Source organism: Serratia sp. Nf2, assembly GCF_003028435.1.
Lineage (GTDB): Bacteria > Pseudomonadota > Gammaproteobacteria > Enterobacterales > Enterobacteriaceae > Serratia > Serratia marcescens_L.
On sequence record NZ_PYTW01000005.1, the window covers coordinates 289,979 to 305,894 of the forward strand.

General features: G+C 59.5%; 14 protein-coding genes and 6 tRNA genes. 1 reads left to right on the plus strand and 19 read right to left on the minus strand.

What is annotated here, in order from left to right; all coding sequences use genetic code 11:
• Positions 1-14: 14 nt before the first annotated feature.
• The 12 genes from C9411_RS13745 to miaB all read right to left on the minus strand — a co-directional run bounded on the left by C9411_RS13745 (position 15) and on the right by miaB (position 11,697).
• Positions 15-719 carry an FMN-dependent NADH-azoreductase gene (locus C9411_RS13745; protein WP_063991091.1) on the minus strand — a complete coding sequence of 235 codons (705 nt, stop codon included), beginning with the start codon at positions 717-719 and terminating at the stop codon, positions 15-17.
• A gap of 148 nt (positions 720-867) precedes the next feature.
• On the minus strand, positions 868-1,800 hold the full coding sequence (gene rihA / locus C9411_RS13750) for a pyrimidine-specific ribonucleoside hydrolase RihA (protein ID WP_107227273.1): 933 nt from the start codon (positions 1,798-1,800) through the stop codon (positions 868-870).
• 114 nt (positions 1,801-1,914) lie between these two features.
• On the minus strand, positions 1,915-2,640 hold the full coding sequence (locus C9411_RS13755; protein ID WP_063991092.1) for an amino acid ABC transporter ATP-binding protein: 726 nt from the start codon (positions 2,638-2,640) through the stop codon (positions 1,915-1,917).
• Positions 2,640-3,314, minus strand: a complete 675-nt coding sequence (gene gltK / locus C9411_RS13760; protein ID WP_004939982.1) for a glutamate/aspartate ABC transporter permease GltK — start codon at positions 3,312-3,314, stop codon at positions 2,640-2,642. Before gltK ends, C9411_RS13755 begins: the two co-directional genes overlap by 1 nt.
• Positions 3,314-4,054, minus strand: a complete 741-nt coding sequence (locus C9411_RS13765; protein WP_063991093.1) for an amino acid ABC transporter permease — start codon at positions 4,052-4,054, stop codon at positions 3,314-3,316. The genes gltK and C9411_RS13765 overlap by 1 nt, the downstream gene beginning before the upstream one ends.
• A gap of 213 nt (positions 4,055-4,267) precedes the next feature.
• On the minus strand, positions 4,268-5,164 hold the full coding sequence (locus tag C9411_RS13770) for an amino acid ABC transporter substrate-binding protein (RefSeq protein WP_063991094.1): 897 nt from the start codon (positions 5,162-5,164) through the stop codon (positions 4,268-4,270).
• Positions 5,165-5,558: 394 nt separating this feature from the next.
• Entirely contained in the window at positions 5,559-7,088 is a 1,530-nt protein-coding gene (gene lnt, locus C9411_RS13775; RefSeq protein WP_107227274.1) for an apolipoprotein N-acyltransferase, read from the minus strand.
• A 7-nt stretch (positions 7,089-7,095) separates the two neighbouring features.
• Entirely contained in the window at positions 7,096-7,974 is an 879-nt protein-coding gene (corC, locus tag C9411_RS13780; RefSeq protein ID WP_004939973.1) for a CNNM family magnesium/cobalt transport protein CorC, read from the minus strand.
• An 84-nt stretch (positions 7,975-8,058) separates the two neighbouring features.
• On the minus strand, positions 8,059-8,532 hold the full coding sequence (gene ybeY / locus C9411_RS13785) for an rRNA maturation RNase YbeY (RefSeq protein WP_063991096.1): 474 nt from the start codon (positions 8,530-8,532) through the stop codon (positions 8,059-8,061).
• Positions 8,529-9,584 carry a PhoH family protein gene (locus C9411_RS13790; protein WP_025301852.1) on the minus strand — a complete coding sequence of 352 codons (1,056 nt, stop codon included), beginning with the start codon at positions 9,582-9,584 and terminating at the stop codon, positions 8,529-8,531. Before C9411_RS13790 ends, ybeY begins: the two co-directional genes overlap by 4 nt.
• A 234-nt stretch (positions 9,585-9,818) precedes the next feature.
• Positions 9,819-10,154, minus strand: a complete 336-nt coding sequence (locus C9411_RS13795; RefSeq protein WP_004939967.1) for a zinc ribbon domain-containing protein YjdM — start codon at positions 10,152-10,154, stop codon at positions 9,819-9,821.
• A gap of 118 nt (positions 10,155-10,272) precedes the next feature.
• The gene (miaB, locus tag C9411_RS13800; RefSeq protein WP_049195581.1) at positions 10,273-11,697 is read right to left on the minus strand and encodes a tRNA (N6-isopentenyl adenosine(37)-C2)-methylthiotransferase MiaB; all 1,425 of its coding nucleotides are present in this window, start codon (positions 11,695-11,697) and stop codon (positions 10,273-10,275) included.
• Positions 11,698-11,894: 197 nt separating this feature from the next.
• Between miaB and ubiF the strand changes: the two genes are divergently transcribed.
• The gene (ubiF, locus tag C9411_RS13805; protein ID WP_107227275.1) at positions 11,895-13,076 is read left to right on the plus strand and encodes a 3-demethoxyubiquinol 3-hydroxylase; all 1,182 of its coding nucleotides are present in this window, start codon (positions 11,895-11,897) and stop codon (positions 13,074-13,076) included.
• An 87-nt stretch (positions 13,077-13,163) separates the two neighbouring features.
• Here the strand turns inward: ubiF and C9411_RS13810 are convergent.
• The 7 genes from C9411_RS13810 to asnB form a co-directional block, all read right to left on the minus strand.
• Positions 13,164-13,238 (minus strand) — tRNA-Gln (locus C9411_RS13810).
• Positions 13,239-13,242: 4 nt separating this feature from the next.
• A tRNA-Met gene (locus C9411_RS13815) sits at positions 13,243-13,319 on the minus strand.
• A gap of 41 nt (positions 13,320-13,360) precedes the next feature.
• Positions 13,361-13,435: transfer RNA gene (locus tag C9411_RS13820), tRNA-Gln, on the minus strand.
• 44 nt (positions 13,436-13,479) lie between these two features.
• A tRNA-Gln gene (locus C9411_RS13825) sits at positions 13,480-13,554 on the minus strand.
• A gap of 30 nt (positions 13,555-13,584) precedes the next feature.
• Positions 13,585-13,669: transfer RNA gene (locus tag C9411_RS13830), tRNA-Leu, on the minus strand.
• Positions 13,670-13,685: 16 nt separating this feature from the next.
• Positions 13,686-13,762: transfer RNA gene (locus C9411_RS13835), tRNA-Met, on the minus strand.
• Between the two features lie 219 nt (positions 13,763-13,981).
• Positions 13,982-15,646, minus strand: a complete 1,665-nt coding sequence (gene asnB, locus C9411_RS13840; RefSeq protein ID WP_033637446.1) for an asparagine synthase B — start codon at positions 15,644-15,646, stop codon at positions 13,982-13,984.
• Positions 15,647-15,916: the final 270 nt, after the last annotated feature.

Genomic DNA, 15,916 nt, shown 5'->3' on the forward strand with positions numbered 1-15,916 from the left:
CGCTAAGGCGGCGTTTAACGGAACAGTTTCTTCAGCAGGTTGCTGAGGAAACCGCCGCTGATGGCTGCCGGGGCGGCTTGCGCTTGCGCCGGTGCGCTGGCCGGGACGGCGACGCCGGCCGGGATTTTCTGCGCGACCGCGATGCGGCTGTCCTGGGCGGCTTTCTCTGCCGCTTCCGGGCCGTAGGCGAAGCCTTCCGCCAGCACGAACTCAACGTCGGTGATGCCGATAAAGCCCAGGAACAGCTTTACGTACGGCGTGATCAGATCCGTCGGCGTGTCGGCGTGGATGCCGCCGCGGCTGGAGATGACGATCGCTTTTTTGCCCGTCACCAGCCCTTCGGCGCCGGCGGAGGTGTAGCGGAACGTCTGGCCGGCGCGGGCGATCAGATCGAAGTAGATCTTCAGCTGCGTCGGGATGTTGAAGTTGTACATCGGGGCGCTGATGATCAGCGTGTCGTGCGACTTCAGCTCGGCAATCAGCTCATCGGACAGCGCCAGGGTGCTTTGCTGGTGCGGCGTCAGCGGTTTATCGCCGGCGGTAAAACCGGCCATCACTTCACCATCCAGCTCCGGCAGCGTCGGGTTGGCCAAGTCGCGCACGGTGAATGTGTCTTCAGGGTGAGTTTCACGCCATTGTTCAACAAAAAAATCGACTAATTTTCCAGACTGGGAATATTCACCCAGAATGCTTGATTTCAGGACCAGTACGCGGCTCATTGGCTTATCTCCAGGCGAAGTCTAATCGGTGACGATGTCAGTCGGTGTAAACGCATGGTAGGGGCAAGCCATGAACAGTGATAGCGCAAAAATTCGCTGAGTTAAATCAAAAAACTTGAATGAGGGGCGCGAGCGCACCCCGATGGGATCAATAACGCGCTACGCGCTCGGCCAGCAGGTCGACAAAGCCTTCGCGGTTGATGCCGGTCAGCACTTCCACGTTGGCTGCGTTGCCGGTTTGCTGGAAATAGTCCACCACCGTCATGCCGACGGTGTATTCCCCTTTGGTTTCCACCCCGACCCAGCGTTCTACGCCGGTGAACAGCTGCGGCGCCAGCAGCCAGGCGATGGTGCAGGGATCGTGCATCGCCGCGCCGGGCAGGCCGCGAGGATGGCTGAGGTACAGCGGCAGGTAAAAATCGAGCATCTCCGCGACCGCCTGCGCGACCGGATTGTCTATCTGGCGAATGCGCTCGATATCCTGCGGTAACACCAGCGCCTGATGGGTGACGTTCAGCCCTGCCATGGTCAGCGGCACGCCGGATTTCAGCACCATTTCGGCGGCTTCGGGATCGACGAAGATGTTGAACTCCGCGACCGGCGTGGTATTGCCGGCGTTCATGCCGCCGCCCATGAATACGATGCGTTCGATGCGGCTTTTCAGCTCGGCATGCTGGGCCAGCAGCAGGGCGATGTTGGTCATCGGGCCTGTCACCACCAGGGTTATCGGCTGCGGGCTGGCGCGCAGCAGGTCGGCGATCAGCTCGACGGCACCGCGGGGATCGGGTTTGAGGGTCGGCGTCGGCAGGTGGGTGTTGCCCATGCCGGTTTTGCCGTGGACATAGTCGGCGATCACCAGCTCGCGCATCAGCGGGCCGCCGGCGCCGGCGGCGACCGGTATGTCCTCGCGCTGCATCAGGGTCAACAGGCCCAGCGCGTTATGCAGGGTTTTCTCCGGCGTCTGGTTGCCGGCGGAAGTGGTAATGGCTTTGACGTCCAGCTCCGGCGAACGCAGCGCCATCGCCAGCGCGATGGCGTCGTCGAGGCCGGGATCGCAATCGATGATAATAGGGCGGGGCATGTTCTTTCTCCTCTGTTTGTTATCCAGCGAGCATCGGATCAAAACCGGGGAGAAACAAGCGCTTTTAGTGCCGGGAGAAAAGATGCGCCCCTGGGGGGCGCATAGGCAAAGCGTTTAGTGCAGGATCTTGGCCAGGAAGTCCTTGGCGCGATCGGACTCGGGGTTGTTGAAGAAATCGTCTTTGTTGCGGTCTTCGACGATTTTGCCTTCGTCCATAAAGATCACCCGATTCGCCACCTTGCGGGCGAAGCCCATTTCGTGGGTTACCACCATCATGGTCATGCCTTCGTTCGCCAGTTCGACCATCACGTCCAGCACTTCGTTGATCATTTCCGGATCGAGCGCCGAGGTCGGCTCATCGAACAGCATGGCGATAGGATCCATGCACAGCGCGCGGGCGATGGCGACGCGCTGCTGCTGGCCGCCGGACAGCTGACCGGGGAACTTGTTGGCATGGGCGGAGAGGCCGACGCGTTCCAGCAGCTTCAGGCCCTTCTCGCGCGAGGCGGTCTTGTCGCGCTTGAGCACTTTCACCTGCGCCAGCGTCAGGTTGTCGATGATAGACAGGTGCGGGAACAGCTCGAAGTGTTGGAACACCATGCCGACCTTGGCACGCAGCTGCGCCAGGTTGGTTTTCTTGTCGTTGACCGGCGTGCCGTTCACCAGGATGTCGCCCTGCTGGATCGGCTCGAGGCCGTTGACGGTTTTGATCAGGGTGGACTTGCCGGAACCTGAAGGACCGCAGACGACGACCACTTCGCCTTTTTTCACTTCGGTGGTGCAATCGGTCAACACCTGAAAGTGACCGTACCACTTAGAAACATTTTTCAGGGATATCATCAAACAGTCCTTTTCTTCAAATAGCTTACCAGCGCCGAGGCGGCGAGACTGATAACAAAATAGACAAAGCCGGCGAACAGGATCATTTCAACCTGGGTGCCGTCGCGTTCGCCGATGGTCGACGCGGTGCGGAAGAAGTCGGCCAGGCTCAGTACGTAAACCAGCGAGGTATCCTGGAACAGTACGATGCCCTGGGTCAGCAGCAGCGGCACCATGGCGCGGAACGCCTGCGGCAGGATCACCAGCCGCATGGACTGCCAGTGGGTCATGCCCAGCGCCAGCGCGGCGGAGGATTGGCCGCGCGAGATGCTGATAATGCCGGCGCGGATGATTTCCGAATAATAGGCCGCTTCAAACAGGGAAAAGGCTACCATAGCCGAGATCAGGCGAATATCGGTTTTCGGCGACAGCCCTAGAACCTGTTGTAATAAGCTTGGAACCACCAGATAGAACCACAGCAGCACCATCACCAACGGCACCGAACGGAACAGGTTGACGTACAGGGTGGCGAACCAGCTGATCGGTTTGAACGGCGACAGGCGCATCACCGCCAGCACGGTACCCCACAGAATGCCAACCACGATGGCGGTCACGGTGATCTTCAGCGTGATCACCATGCCCTGCAGCAAATAAGGGAAGCTTGGGACGATCGACGCCCAGTCAAATTCGTACATTATTTACTCCCCAGGTTGCCAGGCAACTGCACTTTCTTTTCGACCAGACGCATAAACAGCATGATAACGACGTTGATGCCGATATAAGCCAGCGTGATGGCAGTAAAGGATTCATAGGCGTGTGCGGAGTAATCCAACAGCTTGCCGGCCTGCGCGGCCATGTCCACCAGCCCGATGGTGGAGGCGATGGCGGAGTTTTTGACCAGGTTGAGCATCTCAGAGGTCATCGGCGGCACGATCACCCGGTAGGCGTTCGGCAGCAGCACGTAGCGGTAGGTTTGCGGCAGCGTCAGGCCCATCGCCAGCCCGGCGGCTTTCTGGCCGCGCGGCAGGGACTGGATGGCGGCGCGCACCTGCTCGCAAACGCGGGCGGCGGTAAACAGCCCCAGGCAGAGCATGGAGGAGACGAAGAACTGCACGTTGGGATCCAGCTCGCTTTTAAACCAGGTGCCGATATTGGCCGGCAGCAGCTCGGGGATCACCAGATACCAGGTAAAGAATTGCACGATCAGCGGCACGTTGCGGAACAGTTCGACGTAACAGGTGCCGAGGGTGGAAAGAAAGCGGTTGGGCACGGTACGCAAGATACCGAACAGCGAACCGACGAAGAAAGCGATAATCCATGCACAGACGGAGAGGGCCACCGTGACCTGAAAGCCGGACCATATCCAGCCGAGGTAAGTGGTGTTCCCAAACGGGGCCTGCTGCAGGAAGATACCCCAGTTCCAATCTATTGACATAACAAACTCCGGTAAACGGGCGCAGGGCGCCGAAGATTGATGACTTGATGAGCGCCGATCGCCGCGCGGCCAGTCTGGCTGGCTTGTTGTGTACGGATGTCGGTGGCGCGCCTTGGGGAAAATGAGGGAGGGGAACGGCCCCCCTCATTCCTGTCTGTCCCAGTCATCAACTGGGCCGGTTTGGCCTGGCGGCCGCCCCGGCTTTTGTTCTATTTAGTTCAACGCTTTGTCGTTAGGCTCTTTGAACAGCTGCTTCATGTCGTCCGACAGTTCGAAGTTCATGTTGAGGTTTTTCGGTGGAATAGGCTGCTTGAACCATTTATCAAACCACTTGGCCGCTTCACCGGAAGTTTGCGCCTGGGCGATGGTGTCATCGACCAGCTTTTTGAACTCAGGATCGTCTTTACGCAACATACAGCCGTAGGCCTCTTTCGACTGCGGCGTGCCGATGATTTCCCACTGATCCGGTTTCTTGGCCTTGGCGCGCTCGCCCGCCAGCAGGGCGTCGTCCATCATGAAGGCCACCGCGCGGCCGCTTTCCAGAGTGCGGAAGGAGTCACCGTGGTCTTTGGCGCTGATGATGCGCATGTTCATCTTGCCGCTGTCGTTCAGCTTGTTCAGCAGCACTTCGGAGGTGGTGCCGGAGGTGACCACCACCGGTTTGCCGGCCAGGTCTTTAAAGTCTTTGATGTCGGAGCCTTTTTTCACCAGCAAGCGGGTGCCGACCACGAAAATGGTGTCGGAGAAGGCGGCCTGTTTCTGGCGCTCGAGGTTATTGGTGGTGGAGCCGCACTCGAAATCATAGGTGCCGTTTTGCAGCAGCGGGATGCGGTTCTGCGAGGTAATCGGCAGCATTTTCACCTGCAGATTCGGTGCATTCAGCTTTTTCTTAACGGCTTCAACGATTTGGTTGGAGTAGTCCTGAGAGTAGCCCACAACTTTTTGTTGGTTGTCATAGTAGGAGAACGGCACTGACGATTCGCGGTGGCCGACAACGATCACGCCATTGTCTTTGATTTTCTTCAGCGTACCGGTCAGGTCTTCCGCGTGCGCCACGCTACCTGCCGCACCGAGCAGCAGTAACGATAACGCCAATTTACGCATTTGCATGGTCCAACTCCTTTGCTGTTGTTGTGGCTCTGACTAAAGAGCGTCAGGTTAAATCGACTGTTTATTGCTCAAGTTATAAAGATAGTCTTATGAACTGAACGCTGTTAAAAAATAACCGATTGTGAACACCTTGAAACTAAAATGTTTCATTTTTTGAGACGCCACGCGCACCAAATCAATGCAACAAAACTTTGACGCACCCGCGCGGTGCGTTCAATGCACCCAAAATGTGCGCAGGTGCGACAAAACGTCAGCAAAAGTAAATCGGCGCGCGATGTCGCCATAGATAAAAGCAAAGAGTGTGCCAGCCGCGTTGATTTAACGGCGTTTTCTGACTGAGGTGGGGATAGTGACGGGAAAGCGGGGCGCGGCGGGCGCGCCCCGGCGAAGAGGACTATTTGCGGCGCAGGCCCAACATCAGCGCCCAGCCGCCCAGCAGCAGGGTTATCGCCCACAGCGGCGTGGCGCCGAAGCGCGCGTAAGGCGTGACGCCGGTGGTCGGCGTGACCTTCACTTCGAGCACCTGACGGGTAAACTGCGGGATCTCGGCGATCACCTCGCCGTTCGCATCCACCGCGGCGGTAACGCCGTTGTTGGTGCTGCGCAGCAGCGGCCGACCGAGCTCCAGCGCCCGCATGCGCGCCATCTGGAAGTGCTGCCACGGGCCGATGGAGTGGCCGAACCAGGCATCGTTGGAGATGGTCAGCAGGAAATTGGTGTCCGGGCGGAAGTTATCGCGAACCTGCTGGCCCAGCACGATTTCGTAGCAGATGGCCGCCGTCAGGTTGTACCCGCGTACGCTGAGCTGCGGCTGCACGTAGTCGCCGCGGCTGAAGGAGGACATCGGCAGATCGAAGAACGGCGCCAGCGGCCGCAGCAGGGTTTCCAGCGGCACGAACTCGCCGAACGGCACCAGGTGGTGCTTGTTGTAGCGATCCTTGGCCGGGTAGCTGTACGGCGTCGGTTCGCCGAGCACGATGGCGCTGTTGTAGATCTGCTGGCCCTGTGGCGTGGCGCGCACGTCGACGATGCCGGTGATCAGGCTGCTGTTCTTCGCCCGCATCAGGTCGTCCATCATGGTCAGGAAGCCGTTCTGGTTGGCTTCATAATCCGGGATGGCGGACTCCGGCCAGATGACGATCGGCGCCTTGCCCACGTACGGACGGGTTTCGTCCAGATAGGTTTGCAGCGTGCTGACCAGCGCTTTCGGATCCCATTTCATCGACTGGGCGATGTTGCCCTGCACCATGGCGACGTTCACCGCTTTCTCCGGCTGCGGAGTAAACCAATGCAGCTGGCGCAGCGGCCACGGCAACAGCAGCAGCGCGGCGGCGATGACCGCAGCCGACAGGCGGCGCTGATTGACGGCGTACACCAGCAGGCCGGCGATGGCCATCAGCACAAAGGTGATGGCGTCGACGCCCAGCAGCGGCGCGATGCCCTTCAGCGGGCCGTTGATCTGGCTGTAGCCGAACTGCAGCCACGGGAAGCCGGTCAGCACCCAGCCGCGCAGGAATTCGGTCACCTGCCACAGCGCCGGCGCGGCGATGGCCAGCCGCCACCAGCGGGTGGTCGGCCACAGGCGCGTCAGCAGCCCGGCGAACAGCCCGGTATACAGCGACAGGTAAGCGGCGAGCAGCACCACCAGGAAGACGTTGACGGCGAAAGGCATGCCGCCGAAATCGGCGATGCTGACATACACCCAGTTGATGCCACTGCCGAACAGCCCGAAGCCCCAGACAAAGCCGAGCAGGGCAGACTGTTTGGTGGTGCGATTGAGGGTAACGGCCAGCAGGCCGAACAGGGAGACGATGGCCGCGGGCCAGAAGTCGTAGGGCGAGAACGCCAGCGTCCCGCCGGCACCTGACAACAGCGCCAGCAGGGCGCGAACCCGCTGGCGTTCAAGTAATGAGGCTTTAGCCATGTTGGATTTAATCTTCCAGTTTCGGTGGGGGAGAATCGTCCGGAATTTTTACATGAACCTGGATAATACGTCGACTGTCGGCCATGGCAACTTTAAATAGGTAACCTTCGATTTCAATGGTTTCCCCGCGCGCCGGCAGGTGACCGAAGGCCTGCATCACCAGACCGCCGATGGTATCGACCTCGTCGTCGCTGAAATGGGTGCCGAAGGCTTCATTGAAGTCTTCGATCGGGGCCAGCGCGCGCACGGTGTACATGTGGCGGCTGAGCTGGCGGATATCCAGATCGTCTTCGTCGTCGTATTCGTCTTCGATCTCGCCGACGATCAGTTCCAGAATGTCTTCGATGGTGACCAGGCCGGATACGCCGCCGAATTCGTCAATGACAATCGCCATGTGATAGCGCTGGGAGCGGAACTCTTTCAGCATCCGGTCGACGCGCTTGCTTTCCGGCACTACCACCGCGGTGCGCAGCACCTTGTCGATGCTGAACGGCTCGGAGTCTGCGCGCATGAACGGCAGCAGATCCTTGGCCATCAGGATGCCTTCGATGTGATCTTTGTCTTCGCTGATCACCGGGAAGCGCGAGTGGGCGGAGTCGATAATCACGTCCAGGCACTCTTCCAGCGTCTGGTTGCGCTTGAGCGTCACCATCTGGGAGCGGGGGATCATGATGTCGCGCACGCGCTGCTCGGCGATATCCATCACGCCTTCCAGCATGTCGCGGGTATCGGGATCGATCAGGTCGTTTTGTTCGGAATCACGGATCAGCTCGACCAGATCGCCACGGTTTTTGGGCTCGCCGTGGAACAGCTGGTTAAGGATAAGAGTAAAGAACCCCTTCTTGGGACTGGGGCTGTCATTGCTTTGTGAATGGTCGTCGCTCATGGCGTTTTCGTTACTGTCACTCATGTCAGAGTTAAGGGGCGTCAGCGACAGCCCCGCAGGGGGCTGTAGGGTAAACGGCTGACGTCAGACGGGGTCTTTTTCCGCCAGGTACGGATCAGGATAGCCCAGTCCGTGCATGATTTCGGTTTCCAAAGACTCCATTTCTTCGGCTTCATCGTCTTCGATGTGGTCATACCCTAGCAGATGAAGGCTGCCGTGGACAACCATATGCGCCCAGTGGGCCTCCAGCGCCTTGCCTTGCTCAATCGCTTCCTGTTCAACCACCTGGCGGCAGATGATCAGATCGCCGAGCAACGGCAGCTCGATGCCCGGCGGGGCCTCGAACGGGAAAGAGAGCACGTTAGTCGGCTTGTCTTTGCCGCGGTAGGTCAGGTTCAGCTCGTGGCTTTCCGCTTCGTCTACCAGACGCACGGTCACCTCGGCCTCTTCCTGAAATTGCGGCAGCACGCCTTCCAGCCAGCGCTGGAAGGTGGCCTCATCCGGCAGGCCGTCGCCGTTTTCACAGGCAATCTGCAGATCCAAAATCACCTGACTCATGGTGTCTCCTGCTCGGAGGCGGCGAGCGCCTCGCGCTTACGTTGTTCGGCAATCGCGTCTTTGCGTTTCTGTTCGGCCGCTTCCCAGGCCTCATAGGCGATGACTACGCGGGCCACCACCGGGTGGCGCACCACGTCTTCACTATGGAAGAAGTTGAAGCTCAGTTCTTCCACGTCCGACAGCACTTCCACCGCGTGGCGCAGGCCGGATTTCTGGTTGCGCGGCAGGTCGATCTGAGTGACGTCGCCGGTGATGACCGCCTTCGAGTTGAAGCCGATGCGCGTCAGGAACATCTTCATCTGTTCGATGGTGGTGTTCTGGCTCTCATCCAGAATGATAAAGGCGTCGTTCAGCGTGCGGCCGCGCATATAGGCCAGTGGCGCGACTTCGATCACGTTGCGCTCGATGAGTTTCTCCACGCGCTCGAAGCCCAGCATTTCGAACAGGGCGTCGTACAACGGTCGCAGATATGGATCGACCTTCTGGCTCAGATCGCCGGGCAGGAAGCCCAGTTTTTCGCCGGCTTCGACCGCAGGGCGGGTCAACAGAATACGGCGAATTTCCTGGCGCTCCAGCGCATCCACCGCGGCGGCGACCGCCAGGTAGGTTTTGCCGGTGCCCGCCGGGCCGATGCCGAAGGTGATGTCGTGATCGAGAATGTTGGCGATGTACTGCGCCTGGTTAGGCGTACGCGGTTTCACCATGCCGCGCTTGGTTTTGATGGTGACTGCCTTGCCGTAATCCGGCACGCTGTCGGCTACCTGTTCCAGCACCCGGCTCTCTTTGATAGCCAGGTGGATTTGTTCCGGATCGATATCCGGGATCACGCCGCGAATCGGCGCGGTATCCACGTACAGATGACGCAGGATATCGGCGGCGGCAACCACGCACAGGTTTTTGCCGACCAGCTTGAAACGGTTGTCGCGGCGATTGATTTCGATGCCCAATCGGCGCTCGAGTTGCTTGATGTTGTCATCAAACGGGCCGCACAGGCTGAGCAAACGCTTGTTGTCTGCGGGCTCTAACAAAATTTCTTGTGTTGCGACGTTCAAACTATTCCTCTAGGTCACATCGGGCCTGGTTGATGTCACATAGCGCGTCTGGGACGCGCGCGTTCAGGGCGAGCCTGAATACTCTCTTTCTTGAATTATTCATGGTGCGCCGCAACGGCGCAAGTTTACCGCTGATCTATCTGTGCGCCGTCGGCGGAATTCAAGGGAAGATAAGGAAAAAACGCGGCGGGGCGCAAAGCCCGCCGCGTCATCACTGAACAAGGCCGACGTGAATCAGTTCTTTTTCACGAACTCGGATTTCAGCTTCATCGGGCCGAAGCCGTCGATTTTGCAGTCGATGTTGTGATCGCCTTCGACCAGGCGAATGTTTTTCACCTTGGTGCCGATCTTCAGCATCGAGGAGCTGCCTTTGACCTTCAGGTCTTTGATCACGGTGACCGCATCGCCGTCTGCCAGCAGGTTGCCGTTGGCGTCTTTGACGATCAGCGCGTCCTGATCTTCCGCCGGGGCGCTGTCGCTCCACTCGTGGGCGCACTCAGGGCAGATGAACAGGGCATTGTCCTGGTAGGTGTATTCGGAGTTGCACTTCGGGCAGTGTGGGAGTTGCATGTTATGTCGCCTCTTCAACAATAAAAAAATAAAAAAGAAAATCACCGGGCGCGGGCGCCCGGCGGAGAAACGGTAAGGAGTAGCGCGAATGGGCGGCGATAAGGCGGCCACCGCGGCGTCAGGGCTGGTAAATGCCGACGCCCAGCGCGTTTTCTTTGCGGGTACGGGCGATCACCGACTGCGGGGATTCATGTACGCGCAGATCCATCTGCTGTTCGGTGCGCACCACTGCGCCACGCAGGGTGTTGGTCAGCACCTCGGTAATTTCCACGTCGACGAACTGGCCGATCATGTCGGGCGTGCCCTCGAAGTTTACCACACGGTTGCACTCCGTGCGCCCGGCCAGCTCCATCACGCTTTTGCGCGAGGTGCCCTCCACCAGAATACGCTGGACGGTGCCGAGCATGCGGCGGCTGAACTGAAGCGCCTGCTGGTTGATGCGATCCTGCAGAATATACAGCCGCTGCTTTTTCTCTTCTTCGCTGACGTCGTCGACCATGTCCGCCGCCGGGGTGCCCGGGCGCGACGAATAGATGAAGCTGAAGCTGACGTCGAAATTGACGTCGGCGATCAGGTTCATTGTCTGTTCGAAGTCGGCCTGGCTTTCGCCCGGGAAACCGACGATGAAATCGGAGCTGAGCTGGATGGCCGGCCGCGCCTTGCGCAGCTTGCGGATAATCGCCTTGTACTCCAGCGCGGTGTGCGCGCGTTTCATCATGGTCAGGATGCGGTCCGAACCGCTCTGCACCGGCAGATGCAGGAAGCTGACCAGCTCCGGCGTGTCTTCGTACACCGCGATGATGTCATCGGTGAACTCGATAGGGTGGCTGGTGGTGAAGCGAATGCGATCGATGCCGTCGATGGCCGCCACCAGGCGCAGCAGTTCGGCGAACGAGCAGATATCGCCGTCATGCGTGGCGCCGCGGTAAGCGTTGACGTTTTGGCCGAGCAGGTTGACCTCGCGCACGCCCTGCGCCGCCAGTTGGGCGATTTCGAACAGCACGTCGTCGCTCGGGCGGCTCACTTCCTCGCCGCGGGTGTATGGCACCACGCAGAAGGTACAGTATTTGTTGCAGCCTTCCATGATCGACACGAACGCGGTCGGGCCTTCGGCGCGCGGTTCCGGCAGGCGGTCGAATTTTTCGATCTCCGGGAAGCTGATGTCGACCACCGGGCTGCGGGTGCCCTGAACGTGGTTGATCATTTCCGGCAGGCGGTGCAGGGTCTGCGGGCCGAATACCACGTCGACGCAGGGCGCGCGGCTGCGGATCAGTTCGCCTTCTTGCGAGGCCACGCAACCGCCGACGCCGATGATCACCGACGGGTTCTTTTCTTTCAGCAAGCGCCAGCGCCCCAGCATGGCGAAAACTTTCTCCTGCGCTTTTTCACGGATCGAGCAGGTGTTCAGCAGCAACACGTCCGCCTCTTCGGCGTTTTCGGTCCACTCGAAGCCGTGTGTGCTGTTCAACAGGTCGGCCATTTTTGATGAATCGTACTCATTCATCTGGCAGCCCCAGGTTTTGATATGTAGTTTTTTCGTCATTGACTTGCCATTACTCAGTGCGGAGCGAAAGTTGCGTTACGCGACATGCAGGGCGCGTATTGTAATCATTTGCCGCCGTTGTGACCAGCGCGGGGGAAAATGGCACGCGACCTGAAGCCGAAGCGAAAATCCGGTACACTGCGCAAAACGCCATGCCGGGTGGGATGGCGAGCATTCACACAGAAAACATAGCCAATATGAAGACATCTCAAAATCGGTATGACGCGGTGGTGGTGGGCGGCGGCATGGTCGGCGCAGCGGCGGCCCTGGGGCTGGCGCAGGCGGGCTGGTCGGTGGCGTTGCTGGAACATCAGGCGCCGCAGGCGTTTGAAGCGCAAAGCCCGCCGGACCTGCGCATTTCCGCTATCGGCTGCACCTCGGTGGGGCTGCTGAAACAGCTCGGCGCCTGGCCCGCCGTGACGGCGATGCGCACGGCGCCGTATCGCCGGCTGGAGACCTGGGAATGGGCGTCGTCACGCGTGGCGTTCGACGCGGTGTCCCTGGGGCTGCCGGAGCTGGGCTTTATGGTCGAAAACCGCGTTCTGCAGCTGGCGCTGTGGCAGCAGTTCGCGCAGTGCGCCAATCTGACGCTGCTGTGCCCCGCCAGGCTGCAATCGCTGCACCGGGCGGACAATGCCTGGCAACTGACGCTGGACGGCGGTGAAACGCTGCAGGCGCGCCTGGTTGTCGGCGCCGACGGCGCCAACTCGCAGGTGCGCAAGCTGGCGGCGATCGGCACCAACGGTTGGCAGTATCGTCAGGCGTGTATGTTGATCACCGTCGATACCGGCGCGCCGCAGCAGGATGTGACCTGGCAGCGTTTCTTCCCGTCCGGGCCGCGCGCCTTCCTGCCGCTGTACGACAGCTGGGCATCGCTGGTGTGGTATGACAGCCCGCAGCGCATTCGCCAGCTGCAGGCGATGCCGCCGGCGCAGCTGGAGCGCGAAATCGCCGCCGCTTTCCCGGCGCGCCTGGGCCCGGTCAAGGTGCACGCCGCCGGTTCGTTCCCGCTGACGCGGCGCCATGCGCAGCGTTACGTGCTACCGGGGCTGGCGCTGCTGGGGGATGCGGCGCATACCATCAACCCGCTGGCGGGGCAGGGCGTCAATCTGGGGTATCGCGACGTGGATGCCTTGTTGGACGTATTGAACGATGCGCGGGAGCAGGGAGAGGACTGGAGCAGCGAGACGGTACTGCTGCGTTATCAGCGCCGCCGCCGTACCGACAATCTGCTGATGCAGAGCGGCATGGATCTGTTTTATACCGCCTTCAGCAATAACCTGGCGCCGCTGAACGTGGCGCGCAATCTGGCGCTGATGGCCGCGCAGCGGGCGGGCAAGCTGAAAGAGCATGCGTTGAAGTACGCCTTGGGATTGTAACCGACAGGGCTCAGCTGCGGCTGGGCCCGTTAGGATTGGCTGAACGCCAGACAGCAAAAAGCCCGCCGAAGCGGGCTTTTCTAAATATGGCTGGGGTGCCAGGATTCGAACCTGGGTATGCTGGTATCAGAAACCAGAGCCTTACCGCTTGGCGACACCCCAATTATGGTGGCTACGACGGGATTTGAACCTGTGACCCCATCATTATGAGTGATGTGCTCTAACCAGCTGAGCTACGTAGCCGATGTTACTTTTTACTTCTTTGATTTGCAAGCAGTTTGTGATGGCTGGGGTACCTGGATTCGAACCAGGGAATGCCGGTATCAAAAACCGGTGCCTTACCGCTTGGCGATACCCCACCTGCAAACAAATCTTATGTTGAAACCCCGTTCCCGAAAGAATATGGCTGGGGTACCTGGATTCGAACCAGGGAATGCCGGTATCAAAAACCGGTGCCTTACCGCTTGGCGATACCCCATCAACATACTGCGCCGACGATGAAGAGAAATGGTGCGGGAGGCGAGACTTGAACTCGCACACCTTGCGGCGCCAGAACCTAAATCTGGTGCGTCTACCAATTTCGCCACTCCCGCAAATGCAAAAAAGAGATGGTGGCTACGACGGGATTCGAACCTGTGACCCCATCATTATGAGTGATGTGCTCTAACCAGCTGAGCTACGTAGCCCTCTTTTTTTGCTTTGCCTTCATCGGCGTTGCGGGGCGCATTATGCGTATATGACCGATTTGCGTCAACAAGTTTTTTCCCGAAAAAGCGCCCGGAAGCGCCGTTTGTCTGGCTTGTGAACATTATGGCGATAAAATCGGCAATTCAGGCAGTTGGCGGGGGAGAAAGGCAACAAAAAGGCGGGCCAAAAGGCCCGCCCCGAGGGAAAACGCCGCGCGATTATTTATAGGCGGCCTGGTGCACGCCGACGGCGCGGCCGGAAGGATCGTCCATCTTCTTAAACGATTCGTCCCATTCGATGGCCTTGGCGGACGAGCAGGCGACGGACGGGCCGCCCGGCACGCATTCGGCGGCGCTCGGCAGCGGGAACAACTCTTCAAAGATCTCGCGGTACAGGTAGCCTTCTTTAGACGTTGGCGTGTTGTACGGGAAGCGGAAACGCGCGGTTTCGAGCTGTTGATCGCTGATTTGCTGCGCAGCGACCTCTTTTAGCGTGTCGATCCAGCTGTAGCCGACGCCGTCGGAGAACTGCTCTTTTTGGCGCCAGGCCACGCTGGCCGGCAAATAGGACTCGAAACATTCGCGAACGATGTGCTTTTCCATTTTGCCGTTGCCGCACATTTTATCTTTCGGGTTGATGCGCATCGCCACGTCGAGGAATTTCTTGTCCAGGAACGGCACGCGGGCTTCGACGCCCCAGGCCGACATCGCCTTGTTGGCGCGCGCGCAGTCGAACATATGCAGCGCCAGCAGTTTACGCACGGTTTCTTCGTGGAATTCGCGGGCGTCCGGCGCCTTATGGAAGTAGAGGTAGCCGCCGAACACTTCGTCCGCGCCTTCGCCGGAAAGCACCATCTTGATACCCATCGCCTTGATTTTTCGCGACATCAGGTACATCGGCGTCGAGGCGCGAATGGTGGTGACGTCATAGGTTTCGATGTGGTAAATCACGTCGCGGATGGCGTCCAGGCCTTCCTGCACGGTGAAGTGGATCTCATGGTGCACGGTGCCCAGGTGGTTAGCCACCTCTTGCGCGGCGCGCAGATCCGGCGAGCCTTCCAGGCCGACGGCGAAGGAGTGCAGCTGTGGCCACCAGGCCTCGCTGCGTTCCTGATCTTCCACGCGGCGCGCGGCGTACTTCTTGGTGATCGCCGAGATGACCGAGGAATCCAGCCCGCCCGACAGCAGCACGCCGTAAGGCACGTCGGACATCAGGTGGCTTTTCACCGACTCTTCCAGCGCGGTGCGCAGGGCGGTGGCGTCGGTCACGTTGTCTTTGACGCTGTCGTAATCGAACCAGTCGCGGCGATAGTATTCGCGGATCTCACCGTCCTGGCTCCACAGGTAGCTGCCAGCCGGGAATTCCTTGATGGTGCGGCACACCGGCACCAGCGCTTTCATTTCCGAGGCGACATACAGGTTGCCGTGCTCGTCGTGGCCCATGTACAGCGGGATGATGCCCAGGTGATCGCGGCCGATCAGATAGGCGTCTTTTTCGGTGTCATACAAGGCGAAGGCGAACATGCCTTGCAGGTCGTCGAGGAAATCCGGGCCTTTCTCCTGATACAGCGCCAGGATCACTTCACAGTCGGAACCGGTCTGGAACGCGTAGCGGTCGCTCAGCTGTTGGCGCAGCGCCTGGTGGTTGTAAATTTCGCCGTTGACCGCCAGAACGTGGGTGTGCGCAGCGTTGTACAGCGGTTGAGCGCCGTTGTTGACGTCGACGATCGACAGGCGTTCGTGAGCCAAAATGGCTTTGTCGCTGGCGTAAACGCCGGACCAATCCGGGCCGCGGTGGCGCATCAGGCGCGACAGCTCCAGCGCTTTCTTACGCAGTTCAACGGGATCGGACTTCAGATCGAGCACACCGAAAATAGAACACATACAACTCTCCTAACGGGCTTTTATGACTGTGATGTTGTTTTTTACTGTTATGGGCAGCATTGCCGATTCATCAGCGATAACGCGGTTTTGCTGCGCTGTGGTTATGAAAATGCGCCTAAAGCTGCAGGAGATGCAAGCGTTTTAGCCATACGCTGAGAAATAGTTGTTTGCGAGGGCGTGGTTTTTAACGGATTTCCAGTTATTGGCGGGAAAAATTAGCGATTATGCAATTTTTAACGCGATGATGGGATTGCCGGCCGGTTTGGCCGG